General features: G+C 59.5%; 23 protein-coding genes, 3 tRNA genes and 1 other RNA gene. 11 read left to right on the plus strand and 16 right to left on the minus strand.

Annotation, left to right across the window (positions count from 1 at the left end):
* Positions 1-2: 2 nt before the first annotated feature.
* Positions 3-1,181, plus strand: coding sequence for a cation:proton antiporter (locus tag BM346_RS01485; RefSeq protein ID WP_227662961.1), 1,179 nt, complete (start codon positions 3-5; stop codon positions 1,179-1,181).
* A 332-nt stretch (positions 1,182-1,513) separates the two neighbouring features.
* Here the strand turns inward: BM346_RS01485 and BM346_RS01490 are convergent.
* The 4 genes from BM346_RS01490 to BM346_RS01505 form a co-directional block, all read right to left on the minus strand.
* Positions 1,514-1,655: non-coding RNA, RtT sRNA (locus BM346_RS01490), on the minus strand.
* Positions 1,656-1,683: 28 nt separating this feature from the next.
* Positions 1,684-1,774 (minus strand) — tRNA-Ser (locus BM346_RS01495).
* A 104-nt stretch (positions 1,775-1,878) separates the two neighbouring features.
* Positions 1,879-2,217: a branched-chain amino acid transporter permease gene (locus BM346_RS01500; protein WP_092008537.1), complete on the minus strand. Its 339-nt coding sequence runs from the start codon at positions 2,215-2,217 to the stop codon at positions 1,879-1,881.
* On the minus strand, positions 2,210-2,914 hold the full coding sequence (locus BM346_RS01505; RefSeq protein WP_092008538.1) for an AzlC family ABC transporter permease: 705 nt from the start codon (positions 2,912-2,914) through the stop codon (positions 2,210-2,212). Before BM346_RS01505 ends, BM346_RS01500 begins: the two co-directional genes overlap by 8 nt.
* Positions 2,915-3,081: 167 nt before the next feature.
* Here BM346_RS01505 and BM346_RS01510 point away from each other — a divergent pair, with 167 nt between their 5' ends.
* The 4 genes from BM346_RS01510 (at position 3,082) to pgsA (ending at position 6,726) form a co-directional block, all read left to right on the plus strand.
* Positions 3,082-3,339 (plus strand): YheU family protein, encoded by a 258-nt coding sequence (locus BM346_RS01510; protein WP_092008539.1) that lies wholly within the window; start codon positions 3,082-3,084, stop codon positions 3,337-3,339.
* Positions 3,340-3,661: 322 nt separating this feature from the next.
* Entirely contained in the window at positions 3,662-4,315 is a 654-nt protein-coding gene (uvrY, locus tag BM346_RS01515; RefSeq protein ID WP_092008540.1) for a UvrY/SirA/GacA family response regulator transcription factor, read from the plus strand.
* The gene (gene uvrC / locus BM346_RS01520; protein ID WP_092008541.1) at positions 4,299-6,164 is read left to right on the plus strand and encodes an excinuclease ABC subunit UvrC; all 1,866 of its coding nucleotides are present in this window, start codon (positions 4,299-4,301) and stop codon (positions 6,162-6,164) included. Before uvrY ends, uvrC begins: the two co-directional genes overlap by 17 nt.
* Before the next feature lie 7 nt (positions 6,165-6,171).
* Complete coding sequence (pgsA, locus tag BM346_RS01525; RefSeq protein WP_092008542.1) at positions 6,172-6,726, plus strand: CDP-diacylglycerol--glycerol-3-phosphate 3-phosphatidyltransferase; 555 nt, start codon at positions 6,172-6,174, stop codon at positions 6,724-6,726.
* Positions 6,727-6,730: 4 nt separating this feature from the next.
* On the opposite strand, the gene BM346_RS01530 is transcribed toward pgsA, so the two are convergent.
* The 4 genes from BM346_RS01530 to BM346_RS01545 are packed head-to-tail and all read right to left on the minus strand — an operon-like array spanning position 6,731 to position 10,248.
* The gene (locus tag BM346_RS01530) at positions 6,731-7,390 is read right to left on the minus strand and encodes an ABC-type transport auxiliary lipoprotein family protein (protein ID WP_092008543.1); all 660 of its coding nucleotides are present in this window, start codon (positions 7,388-7,390) and stop codon (positions 6,731-6,733) included.
* Positions 7,387-8,325, minus strand: a complete 939-nt coding sequence (locus BM346_RS01535) for an MlaD family protein (protein WP_092008544.1) — start codon at positions 8,323-8,325, stop codon at positions 7,387-7,389. The genes BM346_RS01530 and BM346_RS01535 overlap by 4 nt, the downstream gene beginning before the upstream one ends.
* Before the next feature lies 1 nt (position 8,326).
* Positions 8,327-9,130, minus strand: a complete 804-nt coding sequence (locus BM346_RS01540) for an ABC transporter ATP-binding protein (protein WP_227662960.1) — start codon at positions 9,128-9,130, stop codon at positions 8,327-8,329.
* Positions 9,127-10,248 carry an ABC transporter permease gene (locus tag BM346_RS01545; RefSeq protein ID WP_092008546.1) on the minus strand — a complete coding sequence of 374 codons (1,122 nt, stop codon included), beginning with the start codon at positions 10,246-10,248 and terminating at the stop codon, positions 9,127-9,129. Before BM346_RS01545 ends, BM346_RS01540 begins: the two co-directional genes overlap by 4 nt.
* A gap of 174 nt (positions 10,249-10,422) precedes the next feature.
* On the opposite strand from BM346_RS01545, the gene BM346_RS01550 reads away from it, so the two are divergent.
* Together BM346_RS01550 and BM346_RS01555 are read left to right on the plus strand one after the other, a co-directional pair.
* Positions 10,423-10,498, plus strand: a tRNA-Gly gene (locus BM346_RS01550).
* 87 nt (positions 10,499-10,585) lie between these two features.
* A tRNA-Cys gene (locus BM346_RS01555) sits at positions 10,586-10,659 on the plus strand.
* 90 nt (positions 10,660-10,749) lie between these two features.
* On the opposite strand, the gene BM346_RS01560 is transcribed toward BM346_RS01555, so the two are convergent.
* From BM346_RS01560 to BM346_RS01575, 4 genes are all read right to left on the minus strand, one after another.
* Entirely contained in the window at positions 10,750-11,184 is a 435-nt protein-coding gene (locus BM346_RS01560; protein WP_092008547.1) for a type II toxin-antitoxin system VapC family toxin, read from the minus strand.
* On the minus strand, positions 11,184-11,420 hold the full coding sequence (locus tag BM346_RS01565) for a type II toxin-antitoxin system Phd/YefM family antitoxin (protein WP_092013177.1): 237 nt from the start codon (positions 11,418-11,420) through the stop codon (positions 11,184-11,186). Before BM346_RS01565 ends, BM346_RS01560 begins: the two co-directional genes overlap by 1 nt.
* 327 nt (positions 11,421-11,747) lie before the next feature.
* Complete coding sequence (locus BM346_RS01570; RefSeq protein WP_092008548.1) at positions 11,748-12,263, minus strand: hypothetical protein; 516 nt, start codon at positions 12,261-12,263, stop codon at positions 11,748-11,750.
* A 362-nt stretch (positions 12,264-12,625) separates the two neighbouring features.
* Positions 12,626-12,763 (minus strand): entericidin A/B family lipoprotein, encoded by a 138-nt coding sequence (locus BM346_RS01575; protein ID WP_139229884.1) that lies wholly within the window; start codon positions 12,761-12,763, stop codon positions 12,626-12,628.
* 145 nt (positions 12,764-12,908) lie between these two features.
* Between BM346_RS01575 and BM346_RS01580 the strand changes: the two genes are divergently transcribed.
* Positions 12,909-13,916, plus strand: a complete 1,008-nt coding sequence (locus BM346_RS01580) for a 2-hydroxyacid dehydrogenase (RefSeq protein WP_092013180.1) — start codon at positions 12,909-12,911, stop codon at positions 13,914-13,916.
* A 68-nt stretch (positions 13,917-13,984) separates the two neighbouring features.
* Positions 13,985-15,112 carry a CapA family protein gene (locus BM346_RS01585; RefSeq protein ID WP_092008550.1) on the plus strand — a complete coding sequence of 376 codons (1,128 nt, stop codon included), beginning with the start codon at positions 13,985-13,987 and terminating at the stop codon, positions 15,110-15,112.
* On the opposite strand, the gene BM346_RS01590 is transcribed toward BM346_RS01585, so the two are convergent.
* From BM346_RS01590 to BM346_RS01600, 3 genes are read right to left on the minus strand one after another with little or no spacing between them, the layout of a single operon-like run.
* Positions 15,093-16,649 (minus strand): FGGY-family carbohydrate kinase, encoded by a 1,557-nt coding sequence (locus BM346_RS01590; protein ID WP_092008551.1) that lies wholly within the window; start codon positions 16,647-16,649, stop codon positions 15,093-15,095. The two genes, BM346_RS01585 and BM346_RS01590, sit on opposite strands and share 20 nt — an antisense overlap.
* On the minus strand, positions 16,646-18,223 hold the full coding sequence (locus BM346_RS01595; RefSeq protein ID WP_092008552.1) for a glycerol-3-phosphate dehydrogenase/oxidase: 1,578 nt from the start codon (positions 18,221-18,223) through the stop codon (positions 16,646-16,648). The genes BM346_RS01590 and BM346_RS01595 overlap by 4 nt, the downstream gene beginning before the upstream one ends.
* Positions 18,204-19,853, minus strand: coding sequence for an FAD-binding oxidoreductase (locus BM346_RS01600; protein ID WP_092008553.1), 1,650 nt, complete (start codon positions 19,851-19,853; stop codon positions 18,204-18,206). Before BM346_RS01600 ends, BM346_RS01595 begins: the two co-directional genes overlap by 20 nt.
* Positions 19,854-20,197: 344 nt before the next feature.
* Here BM346_RS01600 and BM346_RS01605 point away from each other — a divergent pair, with 344 nt between their 5' ends.
* Positions 20,198-20,611, plus strand: coding sequence for a TA system antitoxin ParD family protein (locus BM346_RS01605; RefSeq protein WP_092008554.1), 414 nt, complete (start codon positions 20,198-20,200; stop codon positions 20,609-20,611).
* Positions 20,601-21,170, plus strand: a complete 570-nt coding sequence (locus BM346_RS01610; protein WP_092008555.1) for an AAA family ATPase — start codon at positions 20,601-20,603, stop codon at positions 21,168-21,170. The genes BM346_RS01605 and BM346_RS01610 overlap by 11 nt, the downstream gene beginning before the upstream one ends.
* A gap of 28 nt (positions 21,171-21,198) precedes the next feature.
* Here the strand turns inward: BM346_RS01610 and BM346_RS18015 are convergent, their stop codons facing one another.
* The gene (locus BM346_RS18015; RefSeq protein WP_092008556.1) at positions 21,199-21,420 is read right to left on the minus strand and encodes a hypothetical protein; all 222 of its coding nucleotides are present in this window, start codon (positions 21,418-21,420) and stop codon (positions 21,199-21,201) included.
* Between the last annotated feature and the right edge of the window lie 570 nt (positions 21,421-21,990).

The following is a 21,990-nucleotide window of genomic DNA, read 5'->3' on the forward strand; positions in this document are numbered from 1 at the left end:
TTTTGCACGTTTCCGAGCATATACCCCTGATTCTTATTTTCGGGGCCATGTTGCTGACCGGCTGGTTTGCGCACGTCGCCGGGGAAAAAACCGGGATTCCCCGGGTCACGTTGCTGCTGATTATTGGCGTATTGGCCGGGCCCGACATCCTTGATCTGGTACCCGACCAGGTCTCCAGCTGGTTCGATCAGGTGACCCACCTCGCGCTTGCCATGGTCGGCTTTCTCCTGGGTGAGCGCTTTATGGGGCGGGAGCTGAAACGTTCTGGCCGCAAGGTGCTGATCATTTCCGTGGGAGAAGTTTTGGCTGCCGCCGGTATCGTCTTCCTGGCTACCCAGCTCATTGGACTCGATCCGGTAATGGGCCTGTTGCTGGCGGCCATGGCGCCAGCCTCGGCGCCGGCCGCTACCCTCGATGTCATCGAGGAAAAGGGGGCCAGGGGTCCACTCAGTCGCACAGTGCTTGGCGTGGTCGCCATCGACGATGCCTGGGGCGTCATTCTGTTCAGTCTGCTGCTGGTCGTGGCCCAGGCCCTGAGCACTGATGCCGCGCCCCTGGGCTGGATGGTCTCCGCTCTCTGGGAAGTCCTCGGCGGTATCGCTCTGGGTGTCATCCTCGGCATTCCCATGGCCTGGATGACCGGACGCTTGCGGGATGGCGAGCCTACCTTGCTGGAGGCCTCGGGTTTCGTTCTGCTGTGCGGAGGGCTTGCCCTGTGGCTGAATCTGTCCTATATGCTGGCCTGCATGGCCCTGGGCGCCACCGTGGCAAACCGGGCAAAACACTACAAGCGCCCCTTCAGCGACATCGAGGGAGCCAAAGAGCCCTTCCTGGTGATGTTCTTTCTTCTGGCGGGCTTCAAGATGGATGTCGACATGTTGCCGTCGCTGGGAGTCATCGGATTGGTATACATCGCCTCACGTACCATTGGCCTCGTGGGGGGTGGCGCCCTGGCGTCCTCGGTGGCCGGCGCGGAGGAGGTGGTGCGCCGGAACGTGGGCTGGTGTCTTCTTTCCCAGGCTGGTGTGGCGCTGGGCCTGGCCCTGCTGGTGGAGGAGAGGTTCCCTGAAATAGGCAGCAAGATCCTGCCCCTGGTGATCGGTTCGACGATCATTTTTGAGCTTCTGGGACCCGTGGTTGTGCGTTGGCGGCTGAAGAAAGCTGGAGAAATCCCCACCTGAGAGGGAGGGATTATTCGGTCCTTCGGACCTCACCCCTTCGGGGCCGTCGTCGCATTGCTCCGACGTTCCTCCGGCTGCGTTGCAGCCTGTGGTCGAATCCGCGAGGCTTCTCACCCGCCCTCACGGCCAATAAAAAACCCCAGCAGCGCTGGGGTTCTGTATTGGCGGAGAGGGAGGGATTATTCGGTCCTTCGGACCTCACCCCTTCGGGGGCCGTCGTCGCGTTGCTCCGACGTTCCTCCGGCTGCGTTGCAGCCTGCGGTCGAACCCGCGAGGCTTCTCGCCCGCCCTCACGGCCAATAAAAAACCCCAGCAGCGCTGGGGTTCTATATTGGCGGAGAGGGAGGGATTATTCGGTCCTTCGGACCTCACCCCTTCGGGGGCCGTCGTCGCGTTGCTCCGACGTTCCTCCGGCTGCGTTGCAGCCTGCGGTCGAACCCGCGAGGCTTCTCACCCGCCCTCACGGCCAATAAAAAACCCCAGCAGCGCTGGGGTTCTATATTGGCGGAGAGGGAGGGATTCGAACCCTCGATACGCTATTAACGTATACACACTTTCCAGGCGTGCGCCTTCAGCCACTCGGCCACCTCTCCAATAAACTGTTCCAAATCAGCGATCTCGTCGCTCATTTGAGGGCGCAAACTGTAATGGTTTTTTGGGGTTTTGGCAACTACCGCGCCAAAAAAAACCGGAACGGTTAAAGGTTGACCAGTTGTGTCTGCTGTATTGCCATGTAGACCACCGTGCCGGCGACGATGGAGAGGAGGGCGTTTCGGCGCCAGAGGTGGAGCGCGACAACCAGGACGGACGGAATCAGGGCATCTGCGCCGAAGGCCGGGGCGGCCCAGGTGCCGGAGCGGGCCAGGAAGACCACTACCAGTAGAGCCATGACAGCCGCTGGCAGGTATCGGCCTACGTGCAGTAGCAGGGGATGTTCATGGTGTCGCCCCAGGAACAGAAAGGGTATGGCCCGGGTGGCGAAAGTGGCCAGGGTGGCGACCACGATAAAAGCGACAATATAGGTGGTGTCATCCATGCTGACCCTCCTGCAGGGCGTCGTGGTTTCTTCGCTTGAGGTACTGCAGGAGAAGAGCGATGGTTGCCAGCACGACCGCGCCTATCAGCTGGTTGTCCGGTGGAAGGGCCAGCAGGGCGACCCCGGCGGCCAGGGCGCCGATCCAGAGAGGGAGCTGTTCGCCCAGGGATTTCAGTTGCTCGATGGCGAGCACGATAAACAGGGCAACCAGCGCAAACTCTATGCCTGTGCTGTCAAAGCTGACGTTGTCCCCCAGCCAGGCGCCGAGTGCGCAGCCGATCACCCAGTAGGCCTGGTTGTAGAGCGTGATCAGAAAGTCCTTTCGCTGCTCTTCCCGGCGCTCGCCGGTTCGGGTACGACTGGTCAGGAGGGAGTAGGTTTCGTCGGTGAGCCCGAAGATCAGATACGCTTTCCGCCACCCCGCGCCGCGGAACTGGCCCAGCAACGAAAGGCCGTAGAACAGGTGCCGGGCGTTGAGTACGAACATGGCAACGAAAACCTCGAGCATGCCGGCTTTGGCGGCGATCAGGCTGACCGCGAGAATCTGGCCGGCACCGGCGAAGATGGTAAGCCCCATAACCGGTGCAATCCACCAGGCGTAATCCAGCTGTGCGGTAAAGAGTACTCCGAAGGCCATGCCAAGGGGCAGGTAGCCGAACAGGATTGGCAGGGTCTTTCGGAAAAGCGCTGCGTTCATGACGTTAGGGCGTATGGGGGAACAGGAGCGCGGGATGATACCGTGGATTCGGTTCGCTTCCCAGAGACGTCGCGGGGGCTATTCAGTAATCGCCGGGCTGCCAGTTCACGTGATAGGGAAGCGATACACGGGTTATCATCGGTGCCCAGTCAGATACAGAGACCGTTATGAGCGACGATACTGAAAAAATGGCGCAGCCGGATCCACGGGAGGAACGGTTCGTGGTTGATGCAAAGCTGCTGACCGCAGACCAGCTGGAGGGCCTGGTACAGGAGTACTGCACCCGCTACCACGGCATCAACGACACCGAGAATCCGCTGGGGGAGCAGGAGAGGGTCATGGCCGCGGTGACGCGCGGTGATCTCGTCGTCTGGTTTGACCCCGTCGAAAATACCGCGGGACTCGGGCAGCCGGGGCGGCCATGAACATTATGGACGACCTGCTATTAATGATACGGTTTTCCTCTGGGGGTAAGCCCTGCCATCCTGACCCTGAAAAGATGGATGTGTCTACTCGGTAAACTCGTCGCTTTTTCCTGAGGTCTGTGAGAATGTCCTCACAGACCGGATATTCTTTCACTTTGGGTGCTTGCGTACTAATGTTTAGGCTATCGGGTCATTCCGACAGGCGGTACAATCTCCCCATTGTCTTGCACCGGTCCACGGGGCCGGGAATAAAAGCGCAAACGCGATGCTGGCCGGATGGCTATCCGATCAAGAAGGCATTGAACCTGGCAAGAGGTGAACATTGATCAGCGTACTGGTTGTAGATGATCACGAACTGGTTCGTTCCGGGATTACCCGGATGCTGGCCGACAATCCTGATATCGAAGTCCTGGGCGAGGCGGCCTCGGGCGAAGAGGCGGTAGATGCCGTTCGGGCGAAACGCCCGGACATTGTACTGATGGATATCCGTATGCCCGGAATCGGGGGGCTGGAAGCAACCCGTAAGATCCTTCGTCTCGATGACTCCATCCGGGTGATCGTGGTGACTGCCTGCGCCGACGACCCCTATCCCACGCGGGTCATGCAGGCCGGCGCGACCGCATACATCACCAAGGGTGCGGACCTGGACGAGATGGTGCGCGCGATCCGCAAGGCTCATGCCGGGCAACGCTATATCAGCCCTGAGATCGCCCAGAAAATGGCGCTTAAACAGCTGGGGGGGGAGGAGGATCAAGAAGAATCCCTGTTTGACCGGCTGTCGGAACGAGAACTGCAGATCGCCCTGATGGTGGTGGACTGCCAGAAGGTGCAGGATATTTCAGACAAGCTGTGCCTGAGCCCCAAAACAGTGAACAGTTACCGTTACCGCATCTTCGAGAAGCTGGAAATCTCCAGCGATGTGGAGCTGGCGCTCATGGCGGTTCGATTCGGGTTGCTTGATGCCGACAAGGTCTGACGCTACGTCCGCTGACCAACCCGCTGAGTTCGACAGTAAGGCATTCCTCAAACAGCTGACGGAACGGCCGGGGGTGTATCGCATGTACGACAGCGCCGGCCAGGTGCTGTATGTGGGCAAGGCCCGTAACCTCAGGAAACGGGTCGGCAGCTATTTCCGCAAGACCGGCCTGGCACCCAAGACCGCAGCCCTGGTCTCCCGCATCCATCAGATCGAAGTGACGGTCACCGGCAGCGAAACGGAGGCCCTCCTTCTCGAGCAGAATCTGATCAAGTCGGAGCGTCCTCCCTACAATATCCTGCTCAGGGATGACAAATCCTATCCCTATATCTACCTGTCATCCCACCATGACTACCCGTCGCTGACATTCCGTCGTGGTCGCACCCGGAAGGGTCTCGGCACCTGGTTCGGTCCCTATCCCAGTTCGGGGGCGGTGAAGGAAAGTCTTAATATCCTGCAGAAGATATTCCGTATAAGAGATTGTAGTGAAAGCTATTTCCGAAATCGTACACGGCCCTGTCTGCAGTACCAGATAGGTCGTTGCACCGGGCCATGTGTGGGTTACATCAGCGAGGAGGACTACCGGGCGGACGTGCGGCACGCCACCATGTTCCTGGAGGGCAAGAACCCCGCCATTATCCGGGATCTGATGGACAGCATGGAGAAGGCGGCCGCCAACCTGGAGTTCGAGAAGGCAGCGGCCTGCCGGGACCAGATCAATCATCTCCGCCATGTCCAGGAGCAACAGGCCATTGACAGCGAGGGCGGTGACGCCGATGTGGTCGCACTGGCCCAGGATGCTGGTGTGGTCTGTGTGGTGGTGATCATTGTCAGGGGTGGTCGGGTGCTGGGCACCAAGGACTATTTCCCCCGGTTTTCCCTGGAGCAGAACGAAGAGGAACTGCTCAGCGCCTTCCTGGGTCAGTTCTACTTCGGCAGCGAGACCCGCCGTGAGATCCCCAGGGATATTCTGGTGAGTGTCCTGCCGGAGGGCCATGAGTTACTCTCGGAAGCCCTCAGCGAGCAGGCCGGCCGGGAAACCCGTATCCGTCGGAATGTTCGTGGCGAGCGCCGGAAGTGGCTGGAACTGGCCGAAACCAATGCCCGCCAGACACTGCTGACTCACCTGGCGAGCAAGGAAACGGTCTATCGCCGGTTCCTGGCCCTGAGGGACCTTCTCGACCTTCCGGAAACCCCTGGCCGGCTCGAGTGTTTCGATATCAGCCACAGCCACGGCGAAAACACGGTCGCATCCTGTGTGGTTTTCGACGAGAATGGCCCCCTGAAGAGTGATTACCGGCTCTACAATATAGAAGGGATCACCGGCGGCGATGACTACGCCGCCATGCAGCAGGTGCTGACACGCCGCTACCGGCGAATGGTCAATGGGGAAGGCAAGCGTCCGGACCTGGTGCTGATTGACGGGGGCAAGGGGCAGCTCAGAGTGGCCCGTGAGGTGTTCGAGGAACTGGGCATCCGCGACATCCCACTCATTGGCGTTGCCAAGGGCGTTACCCGCAAGGCCGGGATGGAGCAGTTGATTGACGCCCTGACCGACCGGGTGTTCCGCGTGCCACCCGATTCCCCGGCACTGCACCTGATCCAGCATATCAGGGACGAGAGTCACCGTTTCGCCATTACCGGGCATCGCGCACGCCGCGACAAGAAACGGCGCCAGTCGTCCCTGGAAGGCATAGAGGGGGTGGGGCCGAAACGCCGGCGGGACCTGATCCGGTATTTCGGCAGCGTGCGGACCCTCCGCGATGCCAGTATTGATGAAATCGCCAAGGTTCAGGGCATCAGCAAAGTCCTGGCAGAAGCCATCCATGCGGCACTACACGACGAGTAAGGAAGCCATGAATCTACCCAATATCCTCACCCTGTCCCGTATCGTGATGATTCCGGTGTTTGTGGTGGTGTTCTACCTGCCGGTTGAGTGGCGCTATGTGGCCAGTGCGGCCATCTTTGGCATCGCCGCCGCCACCGACTGGCTCGATGGCTACCTGGCCCGAAAGCTGGACCAGTCGACGCCTTTCGGCGCTTTTCTCGACCCGGTGGCGGACAAGCTGATGGTCGCGGTGGCATTGACGGTTCTGATCGAGGAACATGCCAGCATCCTCCTGACCATCCCCGCCACCATCATCATTGGCCGTGAAATCGTGATCTCGGCCCTGCGGGAGTGGATGGCCGAAGTGGGAAGCCGTGCCAGCGTAGCCGTATCCTATATTGGCAAGATCAAGACCACCGCCCAGATGGTGGCGATCATCATGCTGCTTGCAGCGCCTCCGGGCATCCTGATGGCCCACCTGGGCATCGCGCTGCTGTATCTCGCTGCGCTCCTGACCCTATGGTCGATGATGCTCTATCTGAAAGCGGCCTGGCCGGACCTGTTCCCCGACAATAACGCCTGAAACCTCAGGGCCTGGCCGGTGCGCTGGCAACTATCCAGTCCGCCAGTTCCGTCGCCAGGCTGGTGGCGGCATCGCCGAATGCATCGATGGAATGGTCAAGACTTTCCCCCGCCGGCTCGTGGCTGACCTGGAAATCCCTTGTGGCCAGAATCTCACGGCTACCGTTTTCCACCAGCTGGGCCTGCAGATAAATGCGGATGACCTTGGAGTTGCCGGTGCGGTCCTCCTGGAACTCCCTCAGTGAGGAGGTCAGCGTCAGGGTGGTCACCGCCCCGCTCTCATCGGACACCACGTTCCCCATACGCGGATCCTGCCGCAGTGACCTGACCAGGTGTTCACGTAGCAGCAGCGGTGCATCCGCAACCCAGCGCGTCCCGCTATAGGCCGCCAGTTCATCGGACTCCAGCTCGATCACCACCCTGTTGCTGTCGTGGACACCGCTGGCATGGGGCCGGTTCACCTGCAGCGGCGGAATCTGTTCGGTTTTTCTGCCGGCGGGCTCCGGAGCTGTGTAGGGCAGGTCGAAGATCCGTTGCGGGGTCTTCTCCGGTAGCAGGCTGACGCTGCACCCGGAAATGACGATGGCGCAGGCCGGCGCCAGCCATCGGGACAGGGCAAAAGACATCCCCGGGCTGCGGAACGGCCTGTTTTGCGCTTTCTTCATGGCGAGATCTCCTGAATCGGGTCTTTGCCGAGCAACGCCCGGGCAGGGTCCTCCTCCAGTCTCTGGCTAAGGCGATTGAGGTTCCTGAGGGTTCCCTGCAACTGCTGCATGACCGGCCCCATTTCACCCACGCTCCGCAGACCCTGGTCCAGGGCGCCTTCGTTGGCGTCGATCAGGCCGTCTATCCGCGTGGTTGCCCGGTTAAGGGCGTCTGCTGCGTCCCGCGCCGACAGCAGTACCGCCCTCGCATCGTCCTGGAGGAGGGTATCGATATCTCCGGCGAGCTGGTTGTAACGCTCAAAACCCGCTTCGGCCTGGTGAGCGGCCTGCTGGATGGCATTCAGGGCCTGATTGAGATTTTCCCGCTCCGCGACAAGACCTTCGGAAGCGACACGAAGATTCTCAAGGGCCAACGCGAAATTCATTCGGTTGTCCTCCGACAGAAGCTGATTGGCACTGTCGAGGAATGAATTCGCTTTCCTGAACAGGTTCTCGCTGCTGCTGAGCAGGGTGCTGAACTGGGAGGGTTCCGCTTCAATGCGGGGGGGGTCTTCCCTACTGCCCTTCAGTACGGGGCTTTCCGGTGTGCCCCCGAAAAGCTGGATGCTCATGGCGCCGGTAACGTTGACCAGCATCAGGCTCGCACGGGTGTCTTTTTTCACCGGCACCTCGGAATACACCCGGATAAGTGCCTGAACCTGGCGGGGGTCCTCGGGGTCGAGACGAAGGCTGACGACATTGCCGACCTCCAGGCCGCTATATTGCACCGGGCTGCCTTCGGAAAGGCCGGTGACCCCCTGATGAAAAATCACCATGTAATAACTGTATTGCCGGTTCTTGTCGGCGTCTCCCAGCCAGAGGGCGAACAAAAGAATGGCCGCGAGGGTGACGACAGTGAAAATGCCAATCAGCACATGATGGGCTCTGGGTTCCAAGTTACTGCTCCTCCCTGGTTGTTTGACGATGGGCCTTTGCGGCCGCCCGGCCCCGGGGACCATGGAAGTATTCACGGATCCAGCTGTCGCTTTGCTGTTCTACCACATCCAGGGAATCCGCCACCAGCACCTTGCCTTCGGACAGAACCGCAACCCGGTCACAGGTCGCGTACAGGGTGTCCAGGTCATGGGTCACCAGGAACACACTGAATCCCAGGGCATCCCGAAGGGTGGTGAGCAGGCTGTCGAAAGCGGAGGCCCCGATCGGGTCCAGCCCGGCCGTTGGCTCATCCAGGAACAGCACCTCCGGGTCGAGGGCAAGCGCCCGCGCCAATGCGGCCCGTTTGACCATGCCGCCGGAAAGCTCCGATGGATAGTTCAGGGCCGCCTGGGTGGGCAGTCCCACCATGGCCAGCTTTACCCTCGCCAGATGCTCGGCGTTTGCCCGGCTCAGCCCCGCATGTTCTATCATCGGCAGGGCGATATTTTCCTGGAGGTTGAGGGAGGTGAACAGGGCCCCGCCCTGGAACATGACCCCCAGCCGACGCTCGGTGTGGGATCGTTCACGGGTCGACATGGCCAGAAGGTCGCGACCCAGAACCCGGACGGTACCGGCACTTGGTTCCAGCAAGCCCACTATACTGCGCAACAGGACGGTCTTGCCGGTCCCCGATCCGCCGACCACGCCCAGAATTTCCCCCGGAAACAGGTCCAGATCCAGGTCGTCGTGCACGGTGTGTTCGCCAAAGCGGTTCACCAGACCACGAACCTCGATAAGAGGCTGTCTGCTTTGCTGCCGGCTCACCATCCCATCTCCATGAAAAACAATGCCGCGATGGCGTCCAGAAGGATGACCATGAAAATGGCCTGTACCACGCTGGAAGTGGTGTGCTCCCCGACGGATTCAGCGCTGCCGCTGACCTTGAGCCCCTCCAGGCACCCTATGACCGCCACTATAAACGCGAAAATCGGCGCCTTCCCCAGGCCGACAAGGAAGTGGTTGATGGGAATGTCGTTTTCAAGAATGTTCAGAAACTGGGCCAGAGGAATGTCCAGGGAAAAAATACAGACCAGCGCCCCGCCAAAGATCCCGCTGATCATGCCTACGAACGTCAGGAAAGGCAGGCTTATGATCATCGCCAGCACCCGGGGGATCACCAGCATCTCCATCGGATCGAGACCGATGGCCCGCAGGGCATCGATCTCCTCATTGGCTTTCATCGAGCCCAGTTGGGCGGTGTAGGCGCTGGCGGTCCGGCCGGCCAGAAGTATGGCGGCCAGCACCACGCCGAACTCACGCAGAAAGGCAAAGGACACCAGGTGCACCGTGTAGATGGTGGCGCCGAAGTTGTCCAGTACCGTCGCACCAAGAAAAGCCACAACCGCGCCCACGAGAAAGGTAAGCAGAGCCACGATGGGAAGCGCGTTAAGGCCGGTACGCTGGATGTGGGAAATCAGGGAGGTGAAACGCCAGCGATTGGGGCGGGGCAGAATGTAGAGGATGGTGGCCAGGGTCTGGCCTATGAACCCCGCCAGCAGCTTCTGTCCCCGGATAAAGCCAAGAGTCAAACGGCCGACCCTCGCCAGTTGTTTGCGAATGCCCTGGGGCTCGGCCGGTACCTCTTCATCCTGCGCCTTCAGGGCCCTGGCGATAGTGAGCAGGAGACCCTGGCGTTCCTGGCTGATGCTGGACGTGTCCGCCACCAGTTCCTGGAGCCGGGCGCCGCCAAGCAGCTCGGCCAGCACGCTGGCGCCAGCGCTGTCCATGCCTTCAACCCCCGACATATCGATGTCATCAATCCCGCTCAGCTCCTTTTTAAGGCTCTGCACCTGGCGTCGCAGGGACTGGAAATGGGCAAGGGTCCACTCGCCGGAGAGTCTGAGAGTCGTATTGTCCTGTTCAAACTGTCCAGGAGAGGGCATTCGGATGACTCTTGTTTATCGGGGTTGTATTCATGCATACAGCATAACCCAATATCCGGCACGTTGAAGGCGGAGCATGGGTAAAAAATCGACAAAAGTGTCAGAAAAACAGAATGTTGAAAAAAATGGTTGACGGCCTGGGGCGAATCCGTAGAATACGCCCTCGTTGACCAAGCGGGAATAGCTCAGTTGGTAGAGCACAACCTTGCCAAGGTTGGGGTCGCGAGTTCGAATCTCGTTTCCCGCTCCAATTTCTCTCCGGTTCGCCGGTTGGAAATCACAATCCAGTCTCTCAATGCCCACCTGAGAGCAAAAGCCCGATCCTGACGGCTTTCCCGGCGCGGTGGCAGAGTGGTTATGCAGCGGACTGCAACTCCGTGTACGCCGGTTCGATTCCGACCCGCGCCTCCATTTTTACCCTTATAAATCAATATCCTGTCGTGTTCGGTTTCGGTTGAGTTTCTCGCCCGACATATATCCGAAATACTATCCCCCCTGGTTTCAGCCGCCCTTCGATGCCGGACTGGCGTCAATGCCAAAGAAAATGGCAGCACTCACGAGAGCTTCATCCTCACTGATTAGGTGAGCCTGGTGATGTTCTGCGCATGCCAGGTGAAGCGCATCCAGTGTCCTCAAGCTTGTCTTCCTTGTGCCAATCCAATGGCTGGCCCGTTTATAGTGGGCCCTTTCAATGGGGCACAAGCTGAAGCGCCCATGGCTGACGTCATCATGGAATGCACTTTCGATCCGGTTCGCCTGGGGCTCGCTGAGCTCTCCCATCCGAACCCATCGGGCCAGTGCGCTTGCCACCTCGACTTCCGTCAGATGACTGATAAGAACCGGCTGGGTTTGCGACTCAAGCAATGCCTGAACTCGATCGCTAGCGTGCTCTTGTCTGTAATAGGGGAAAACGGCGCTCGTATCGAAGTACAACATTAATAGCGCTCATCCTCTCTGAGTTCCCGCACCGCTTGAGCAGCGCTTTCCTGCACGGGCGGTAGAGAGGCTCTGAGCTCCGAACGGTTGGGAAATTGAATCTTCTCGGGCGAGGCCGCGGTCAGACGGGCGGCTGGTTTGCCGTGGCGTAGAATTACAACCTCTTCTCCTGCGGCCACAGCGTCCAACAGATTTGAGAGCCTTTCTCGAGTTTCCCGAACATTGATCGTTTGCATGATTTTTACCCTATGCGTGTACACAACTAGTGTACTCTCAGTGGAAGTTCCGGAGCAATCAGGACCGTCGGAGAATTTCATATTTTACCTCGGTCATTCAGATACTTTCTGTTCCCGCTCAAATCTGATCGTTGTCCTGGCCCGCTTCGGCGAGTTGATCAACCGATAATGGTTCCGTATGGCCTCAGTTTTATAGCCGCCACGATTGCGGGCGAAGGGACATTTGTGTCTGGGCTCACTGGCAGGGGCTACTGTGACGGGAGGTTATTACAGGGAAGGGGACATGGGGATCCCTGGCCCGGGCGGGCCAGGGGTTCAGGCCTGGGATCAGAAGTTGAAACCCATGCCCACGCTGTAGTACAGGATACCGTCGTCGTAGTTGTCATCCACGTCGCTGGAGCCCTCGAACAGGAACTGGTATTGCACCATTCCCTGAATGAAGGTCTTCTCCAGAACGTAGTACTTCAGGCCGGCTTCCGGACCCGCCGAGAAGGTTTCCTCGGTACGGTCACCGTAGTTGAAACCCAGGTTGGCGCCGATAAACGGACGCATTTGGCCCTGGCCGAAATGGTGGTCGTAATAGCCCACCGTGGCACCGTCGATGTCAGTGCTGTCGCCTTCCCGGTCAGCCAGGCTGAGGGACTGGCGAACACCGATCTGGCCCCGATCATTGATGTACTGACCGTAGCTTGCCGTCATCGAGAAAGCGTTGTTATCCAGATCCTTGTCGCTTTGACCCTGACCACTGATAGTGACTTCCCGGTCACCATTGACTGCCTGCGCAAAAACCATGGACGGGGCAATTGCCGTAACGATAAGTGTGCTTTTCAGAAGCGTGTGCATTGCAGGTTCCTCCTGGATGTCAGTTTGGCGTAACGTCCGAGACGCTGCGTCAACTGCTTCATTGCAGGAGTTGTGCCACTGGTGGATCTGGCGCTGGTTTCATCGTTTGCCAAGCGGATTAATCGGTTATTGACGTCTTTTGAAGCAATAACTGAGGTATTTTTTTGCGGGACTCGACTGGCCGTCGCTGATCCGGATCGTAAAATTTACCGGAAAACTGGCAAATCCTACCGGTCTGAATTCAGGTGAGCTTCTGCTCCATGGGGTGGCGACCATCCCGCAGACCGGGTCTGATCACCAATTCAAGGACGCCGACAGGCTGAAAGAGGGGCGTTGTACGGCCATACCCCGCCGGGAGGTGCTCAGGTTTCTTCCGCTTCTTCATCAATGGTCTCACCAACGGCTTCCACGTCTTCGCCCATGCCTTCGATGGTGTTGCAACCGGCCAGTCCCGTACCCAGCAGGAATGCAAACAGCAGGGATCCTATCGCGAACTTCATGATTACCTCCGATTTTCGTCGATAACACCAGAATTCAAGCAGGTCCTCACTGGCCATGCAAGTTCCGGGGCACTAGCCTTATGTTTCAGAGAGAAACCATTTCAGGAGTTTTATCTTGCCAAAGAACGATTCCCCCAGCGTTGCAATGTTCAGCACCCACGAATTTGAAAGGCCCGGATTCGAGCACTACGCGGGCTCGGACCTGTCGATGACCTACCATGAGACGAGCCTTAGTGAAAAAACCGCCCCCTTGGCGGAAGGTCACGATGCGGTCTGCTGTTTCTCCGAGGATGATGTGGGCGCCGGAGCCATTCGGCGACTTGCCGATGCCGGCATCAAGCTGATTGCCCTACGCAGCGCAGGATTCAACAACGTGGATCTTCGCGCCGCCGACCGCCATGCCATTCCCGTGGTACGGGTGCCCGCCTATTCCCCCAGCGCCGTAGCCGAACATGCGATGGCGCTGATCCTGTGCCTGAACCGTAAAATCCACAAGGCCCACAATCGGGTAAGGGAACTCAATTTCTCCCTTGAAGGTCTTGAGGGGTTTGATCTTCACGGGAAAACCTTCGGTATTATCGGCACCGGTAAAATCGGTGAGCAGATGGCCCGAATCGCCCATGGATTCGGCTGTAAGGTCATTGCCTTTTCCAAGGAGAAATCCGACGCGCTGGTTGAAGAAGGCTGGACCGAATACCTGGATTTCGACGAGGTCATCGAACAGTCCGATATCCTGAGTCTCCATGTGCCCCTGACACCAGAGACCAGACACCTCATTGATGAAGACGCGCTTGGTCGCATGAAAAAGCACACCATGCTTATCAACACCGGCCGTGGGGCCCTGATCGATGCGGGCGCGCTGATCCGATCGCTGAAAAAGGGCGGTATCGGCGCTGCCGGGCTGGATGTTTACGAAGAGGAGGAAGGCGTGTTCAGGGAAGACCTGTCCGACCAGGTGCTGCAGGACGACACTCTGGCCCGCCTGCTGACGTTTCCCAATGTGCTCATTACCTCTCACCAAGCCTTTCTGACCCGTGAGGCCCTGGATAACATCGCCGAGACAACGGTCGACAATATTCTGGGTTATTTCCGCTCGGCTGAACTCAGGAACGAAGTCCGTGTGGATAGAAACGTGGCCTCCGGGGCAGACTGAGTGCGACGGCCGGGGCCTTACTGGCCACCTTTGTCGAAAGGGTCGCCTGCCGGTACTACACTTCGAGCATGAGTGAAACGGTAACCCTGTTCCTGTGCGGAGACGTGATGACCGGTCGCGGTATCGACCAGGCCATGCCACATCCTTCGTCACCGGAGCTTTACGAATCCTATGTGCAGGACGCCCGTGACTACATCGCGCTGGCGGAACGTTCCGGCGGCGCCATTGAGCGACCTCTGGGGTTTGCCGATATCTGGGGTGATGCCCTGGACGAACTGGCCAGGTTTGACCCTGAGGTCCGTCTGATCAACCTGGAAACCAGCATTACCCGGAACGCCGAGCCCTGGCCCGGCAAAGGCATCCACTACCGCATGAGCCCGGACAATGCCGAATGCCTGAAAGTCGCTGGCATCAATGCCTGCTGCCTGGCCAATAATCATGTTCTGGACTGGCAGCGGGAAGGCCTTCTGGAAACCCTGGATGTCCTCGACCGGCTATCGATCCCCCACGCTGGCGCGGGTGGGAACGCCAGGCGCGCCAGAGAGCCGGTCAGTCTGGGCCTGCCGGCTGGCGGTCGTGTCCGGATATGGAGCGTCGGTCTTTCCGACAGCGGTATTCCGGAAAACTGGCAGGCCGGTGACGAAACACCTGGTGTCTTTATGCTGCCATCCACGTCTCATGAAGACACCAACCCCCTGATCCGCGAAATCACCAGGCAGCGGCGACCAGGCGACCTGGCCGTGGTTTCCATCCACTGGGGGAGCAACTGGGGGTATGACATTCCCGATGGCCATCGGAATCTGGCCCGGCAGCTGATCGATGCCGGCGCGGATGTCATTCACGGCCATTCATCCCACCATCCCCGGGGAATGGAACTTTATCGGGATCGGCCCATTTTTTATGGCTGTGGCGATTTTATCAATGATTACGAGGGCATTGGTGGTCACGGCACTTACCGGCCCGAACTGGGCCTGATGATTTTCTGCCGGATGAGCCGACAGACCGGTCGCCTGGAGGGGCTGTGGCTGACCCCCCTTCGCCGTAAGCATCTTTCGCTGTACCGGGCCTCTGATGAGGAAAGGCGCTGGATGCGCCACACACTCAACCGGGAGCGGCATCCGGACATGCCGGCGTTCCAGCTTGCCGGTGAAAACCGGCTGGAGTTGTCCCCCGGCACTATTCCGGGTAACCGGTGATACGGCGGATATCGCGATAGAGCGGGTCGAGGCGACCATACATTTTCCGGTAGACCTTGCTGTACAGCTGCTCATAGAGCTTCCGCGCCTGTTCGTCCGGCTGGAATACCTCTGTTGTCGGGGTCATGGCCCGGGCGGCGGCCGGCACGTCCGGATGCAGGCCCAGTCCCGCTGCGGCCACAATGGCGGCTCCGAGACCAGACGCTTCTGTTGTGGCTGGGCGCTCCGCCGGCATACCGAAAATGTCGGCGGTCAGTTGCATGGCCGCGTCGCTCCGGGAACCACCACCTGCCACCCGCAGAATCCGGACGGGCACACCACTGCGTTTCTGGATCCGCTCCATGCCTTCTCTCAACGCATAGGCGAGTCCCTCGAGGATGGCGCGGTAGATATGGGCCCGGGTATGGACGTCGCCAAATCCGATCATGGCTCCCTTGGCATCAGGCCCGGGATGGCGTACCCCTGGTGACCAGTAGGGCTGCAGCATCAGTCCCATGGAGCCCGGCGGCACGGCCCTTACCAGTTCCTCGAACAGAACTTCAGGCTCGATACCCCGCTCCCGGGCGATGGACTGCTCCCTCTGACCGAATTCCCGTTTGAACCAGCTGACCATCCAGTAGCCGCGATAGATCATTACCTCGGTGGAGTAGTGGCCGGGCAGGGCGGACGGGTAGGGAGGCATCAGCCGCACCGGCTCCACATAACGGGGGTTGGTGACGTTGACGGTCGCGGTGGTGCCATAGCTCAGGCAGGCGATTTCCGGGCCGGTACCGCCGCTGCCAAGGACCTCACAGGCCTTGTCGGAGGCCGACGCGATCACCGGGAGTCCGGCTGGAAGTCCCAGGTGTTCGCCGGCTTCCCGGGTCAGATGGCCCAGGGTGTCGGCGGGTTGTGCGAGCTCCGGCAACTGGGTGGATTTAACCGGCATCAGTTTCCATTTGAAATCCCGGGATGCTGCCCACTGGTGGCGGCGAAAATCAAACGGCAGGTAGCCCACCTGGCTTCCCGTTGAATCCCGGTACTCGCCGGTCAGGCGGTAGTTCAGGTACCCGGAAAGCAGCAGGTACCGGCGGGTACGCTGCCAGATGTCCGGCTGGTAATCGGCTATCCAGTTGGCTTCGGCGTTGCGGCGGAACTGATCAATGGTGTTCTCAAGCCGGAGGCCCCGGAACACCCAGCCCCAGGGGCCGGGGACAGGTCCGTGGACAGCGGCCTGGCGCTGGTCAAGCCAGAGAATCGCCGGCCGCAGTGGCTGGCCGTCCTCGCCGAGATTCACCACGGTACCCCGCTGACAGGTGATGGTCACTCCCATCACCTGTTCAGGCCGGGCCGCTGTTGTGGTCCACAGGTCATCGCAGGCCAGCCCGAGCTGGCGCCAGAAATAGTCCGGGTCCTGCTCCGCCCAGCCCGGCTCGGGGGAAACGTAAGGCTCGATCTCCCGCCGGCCCCGGCCCACCAGAGTGCCCCCGGCATCGAACAGCAGTGCGCGAACGCTCTGGGTGCCCTGGTCAATGGCCAGGATCAGCGGCGTGCTCATGGTTCCGGAGACTCTTCAGGCAGGAAACAGGCTGTTCGCCACAGGGTCAGATAGCGTTGCTCTTCCGCGGCCCAGTGGTCATCGTCCCAGCCAAGATCGGGCTGAAGCCGCTGTTTCAGTTCCGCCAGCAGGTCCACCCCGCCCCCGGGCAGGATCAGGCCAAGACGGGTGCGGCGAAGCAGCAGATCGTCAAGGTGAATAACGCTCTCATGGCTCGCTGCCCAGTGCAGCTCGGCCCAGAGATATTCCGTTGTCGGGACTTCGGCCAGCGGACCCGCTTCAAGCAGCCGGGGCAGGTGGCGTCCGAACTGGCCCTGCAGACGGCGCCAGGTGAGATGACGGATTGTCTCCGGTCGCGGCAGACCATCGGCCGGGGGAAACACAGGCTCGCTCTCATCTGCCAGGGCCAGAGTGTTCAGATAGGGGGTTCCGGTCAGCAGGATCTCCCTGGCAATCAGTCGAAAGGTGGTCAGCTTGCCACCGGCCACGGAAATCAGGCCGTCGTCATCCCAGATCACATGTTCACGATTCTCTTTAGAGGGTGACAGGTCTGACGACGTGTCCTGGCTGCTGACCACGGGTCTGACGCCCGACCAGGTCGAGATAATGTCGCCCCGATCCAGTGAGCAACCGGGGTAAGCGCTGTTGGCTGCCTCGAACAGGTACCCCACCTCCTCCGAGGTTATGGCAGGCTCCAGGTCCAGATCGCGCCGATGGTCGAGATCGGTGGTGCCTACCACGGTTCGCCCGAGCCACGGGTAGATGAACACCGGGCGTTTGTCACGGGGGTGGGGAATGGTCAGTGCCACCGAGACCGGCAGTCTGTGAAAGGGGAGCACCAGGTGGCTACCCCGAAGCGGTCGGATGTGTTCCTTCCGGTCCTTTACCGGCCAAAGTCGATCGGCCCAGGCTCCCGTGGCGTTCACCACCAGTGTTGCATCAACGGTACGGCGGGCTGACTGGCCAGGTCCCCTGTCTTCAAGGGTGACGGACCAGTGCCTGTCCCCGGGTTTACTCACTTCCGTGGCCGCCACGTAGTTCAAAGTGGTGGCGCCACGGCTGCGGGCTTCATCGAGGATCCGCATCACCAGGCGGGCGTCTTCCGTTACCGCATCGGTGAAACCGGTGGCCCCCAGCAGATCCCTGTGACTCAGCCCCGGTAGCCATTGCAGCATTTCGGTCTGTTGAATCCGGTGCCGGTAACGCTCGCCGGCAAAGAAGTCATACACGGCCAGCACCAGTCCGAACAGCCTGGGTCCTGGAAACCGTTTACGATAATGGGGCATCACATATCGCATCCGCTCGACCAGTCCCGGTGCCTCGTCGAGCATCCGCTGGCGTTCACGGACCGCGTCCCGGGTCAGGCCGATGTGGCCGCCGGCAAGATAGCGCAACCCGCCATGTACCATCTTGGATGACCTGGAGGAGGTGCCCCATGCGTAATCCTTCTGCTCCACCAGCAGTGTTCTGAGGCCGGCTGCCGCCGCTTCACGGGCGACGCCGGCACCGGTAATACCGCCGCCAATCACGATGATGTCAAAATCGGGGTTCAGGTCAGTGAGTTTCCGGCTCATGGTGGCCCCCCTTTTTACTGCCCCATCCTCCATCAGTCTTTCTCAGGAGCGTGCCTTCGTTGAGGATACCTGTCGGGTCGAAGGTGGCGACGAGGCTCCTGAGAGCCGTCATTCCCAGGGTGCCTTTCTCGACGTGAAGCCATTGGGCGTGGTCCTTGCCCACTCCGTGCTGGTGGGAGATCGTGCCCCGGTTCTCCACGATGAGCGCAGAGGTGGTGTGTTTGAGTCTTTCCCACCGTACCAGCGTGCTTTCGTAGTTCTCGGCGACCGGAAAAACGTAGGTCGTGTAGATGGAGCTGCCCTGGGGATAGACATGGGAAAGGTGGCTGAACACATGGACCGGTTGCCGTTCGTCCGCCAGACCCTCATGAAGATTGTCTTCTATCCGGGTCATCAGGCTGTCGACGTTATCCCAGTCCGTAGCGGTTTCCAGGGTATCCACGGCGTAACCCCGCTGCCACAGGGATTCCCTCAGGTACGGCATGGCAAAGCGCTTCTCCGCCCATTTCTGGCCCATGCCGGTGCCCATGTAAACCGCCCGGAAGCGTTTGCCGAACCGGCGGGCCTCCTTCAGGGCATGACGGCACTGACGTTTGCTGCCGGTGACCCCGAACGTCATCAGGCATTTACCGTCACCCGCTCCGCGTCTGGCGAGATAGGCCTCCAGCAGCCGGATTTTGGTGGGATGGCCGGCCAGGGCCAGTTGCGTCCGGGTTTCTTCCCCGTTGCTGACGCGCAGCATGGACAGGGGGATTTTCGCCTGCACCATGCGGCGGGCCGCCTCACGGGCGAGTTGCCAGTCGTGGAAAAACATCACATGGAAGGATTCCCGTTCAGGCAGGGGCGTCACCCTTACTTTCGCTTCCGTTATGATACCCAGGCGCCCCTCCGAGCCCAGTACCATCTCCCGCAGATCCGGACTGGCGGAAGAGGCGGGCAGGGTGGGTACGGTCAGGGTGCCCTGGAGTGTTTCCATGGTGCCACCGGCAAACAACTGTTCGATGCGCCCATAGCGCAGTGACTGCTGGCCGCTGGAACGGGTGGCGATCCAGCCGCCGAGGGTGGACAGCTCGAACGACTGGGGGAAATGGCCCAGTGTGTAGCCCCGCGCCCGCAGTTGTGATTCCACCAGCGGACCGGGCGTACCTGCTCCGAAAGTGGCGATCTGGCTTTCGCTGTCCAGGTCCAGCAGTCGGTCCATGCGGGCCAGGCTGATGGTCAGCACGGGCCTTTCGCCGGCAAGGGGGTTGATATGGCCCGCAACACTGGTGCCGCCGCCGTAGGGAATAACGATGAAGCCATGTTCGGCTGCCAGTTCCAGCAACTCCCTGACCTGTTCGCCCCGCTCGGGCCGGGCCACGCCATCGGGGAAAACCCCGAACTGCCCGCTACGCATGGCAAGCCAGTCCGGAAGGCTCTGTCCGCGGGCGTGCCGTACCCGGATGTCGGCTTCCTTGCGGATCAGGGGATGGTCAGGGAGCCGCGAAGCCGGAACCTGCCGGATGACCCGTTCAAGGGCAGCGTCCGCGAGCGGTTGGGCGATGCCGATGCGGTCCTCCAGGAAGCCGAGGCCCGAGGCCGGGAGTTCGGGCTGGATACTGTCGTCGCCCCAGCCGTTCCATCTACGCATTGTTTTTCTCTTTTTTGGTTTTGTCTATATCACCGTGCCAGAGGATCCGGTTCGGTATAACTTTCCCGGACACGCCCCGCAAGTACGTCCATGTAGGGCTCGACGAGCGCCTTCCCTGGCGCTCGACGGTCCGGGGAAATCATCCCCAACCGGCTCCCTCAAGGTTAACAGGTGTCTGAAACCAAGTTGATCTTCTCAGTAAAAGAACACTGAAGAAAGTCCTTGGCTCCCGGTTCCCCGGCTCCCCGGTTCTCCGTATCAGGCTCTGCCTGAATACAGGCTGTTGCAACCTGCTACAATCGTGGTAATCTGTATCAAATCGTCGGGAATTCCCTGGAGGAGTTATGACCACACCGGTGCGGCTTGAAGATACCCTGGTTCGCCATGCGGCAGCCGAGGCTCAGGTTCAGCGGCGTTCGACGCCGAAGCAGATCGAGTTCTGGGCCGAGATTGGCCGGGCCATTGCCGGGGAAGTGAGTGCCGAAGACCTGATTGCGATCAGTCAGGGTATTCGCCGGGTCAAGGTGGAGCCGGTCCTGCCGGAGCCGGTGACCAGTGACGATATCTGGGCCGAGGTTGAGGCGGATCGTGACTCCGGTGGACTGTCCCGTCACATTGCCCGGGACAGGATTGTGTACCAGGCGTCGGAGCGTCGGCCCGGATACCTGGAGGCGATCTATCCCGATGGCCAGAGAATCATCGGCCAGTTCCGTGATGGCCGTTTCGAGCCCCTGAGCGGGCAGGGTCATGCAGCCTGAGCTATGGCTTCTTGTCGGAGGCAATGGCTCTGGTAAAACAACGTTCTACGAGCGTTTCTTAAAGCCAAAAAACATCCCTCTGATCAATGCGGACAACATAGCAAGGACGCTCTGGCCCGCCGAGCCGGAAAACCACAGCTACGAGGCGGCCCTGGTTGCCGAGAAGGAACGGTTTCGCCTGTTGGAGGAGGGTCGGACCTTCTGTTTCGAGACGGTCTATTCCCATCCCTCCAAGCTGGATTTTATCGCCAGGGCCAAGGCAGTGGGTTTTAGGATCCATATCTTCTATTTTCACCTGGGAGACACCAGCCTGCACAATGCCCGCGTCCATTCACGGGTCAAAGCCGGTGGTCACAACGTCCCCGAGGAAAAGGTCAAAAGCCGTGTCCCCAGAACTTTCGCAAACGTAAAGGATTCCGTGGGCCTGGCGGATGAACTTCATCTGGTGGACAACTCAAGCGCAACGCGTCCCTACGTCCGTATTGCGAGCTGGAAGGACGGTGCCTGGGAGGCGTTTGCCGACAAGGTGCCTGAATGGGCATCCCGGGTCATGGACTGAGCCAGAAACTCAATGGCCGGCAGCAAGGTCAGAATAGTCTCCGGAAAGGAATCCAGCCCGCCTTGTTGAGGGATCCCACCAACTCGCCGGCCCGTTTGTCAGCCATGGGTGGGAGATTTCCCGGAAATGGGCCCGCCAGTTCCTGCCTGCGTTCTTCGAGTTGTTTGCCCAGTTCCTCAACAGAGTGATCGGATCTTTCTGACGGGCCATAATGGTCCTCCTTGGTGGCGACGTTTACCCGTTTCACCATGGTGTTGTCCTTCAACTCAGGCATCATCAGGGTTGTTTATTAAGCAAGATTTAATCCGAAGTATTTATAATTATATGTCGTTAAAAATGACAAGCAGAACTCACTTTTCCCTGTGTCAAAACATTTACCCTTCTGGAGGGGATCCTTCCAAAAAATAATACAAAATTAAAAAATATAGTTTCATGGAGTGTTATTCTTAAAGTGTGATTGCAATCACAGATAATTGAAACATGTGATATTGGTGCTTCAATGAGTAGGCAGGTGCTGAATCTGTCGATACCAGGGGGTACGGGGCTGACACGTTAATGGGTCGCTCTTTAAAACAACAGGTTACTAAAATGGCGGTTTTTATCTGAAAATGCCGAAGCACCTGCGAGAGGATCGGAGCACTATTTTGCGTAGTGTAAAAATCCACATCAAAATTTTATGTAAATTCAATATGTATATAGTGAGTCATAATCGTTCTAGCTGCAGCATTTTCTTATGCACGGAATCTAGGTGAATAATGCATCGAAGGCAGTTCCAATCGATAAAGTGACATTGCCTTTTGGACACGATCAGGGTCTTTGC

It is taken from the genome of Marinobacter daqiaonensis (genome assembly GCF_900115285.1).
GTDB classification, from domain to species: Bacteria; Pseudomonadota; Gammaproteobacteria; order Pseudomonadales; family Oleiphilaceae; genus Marinobacter; species Marinobacter daqiaonensis.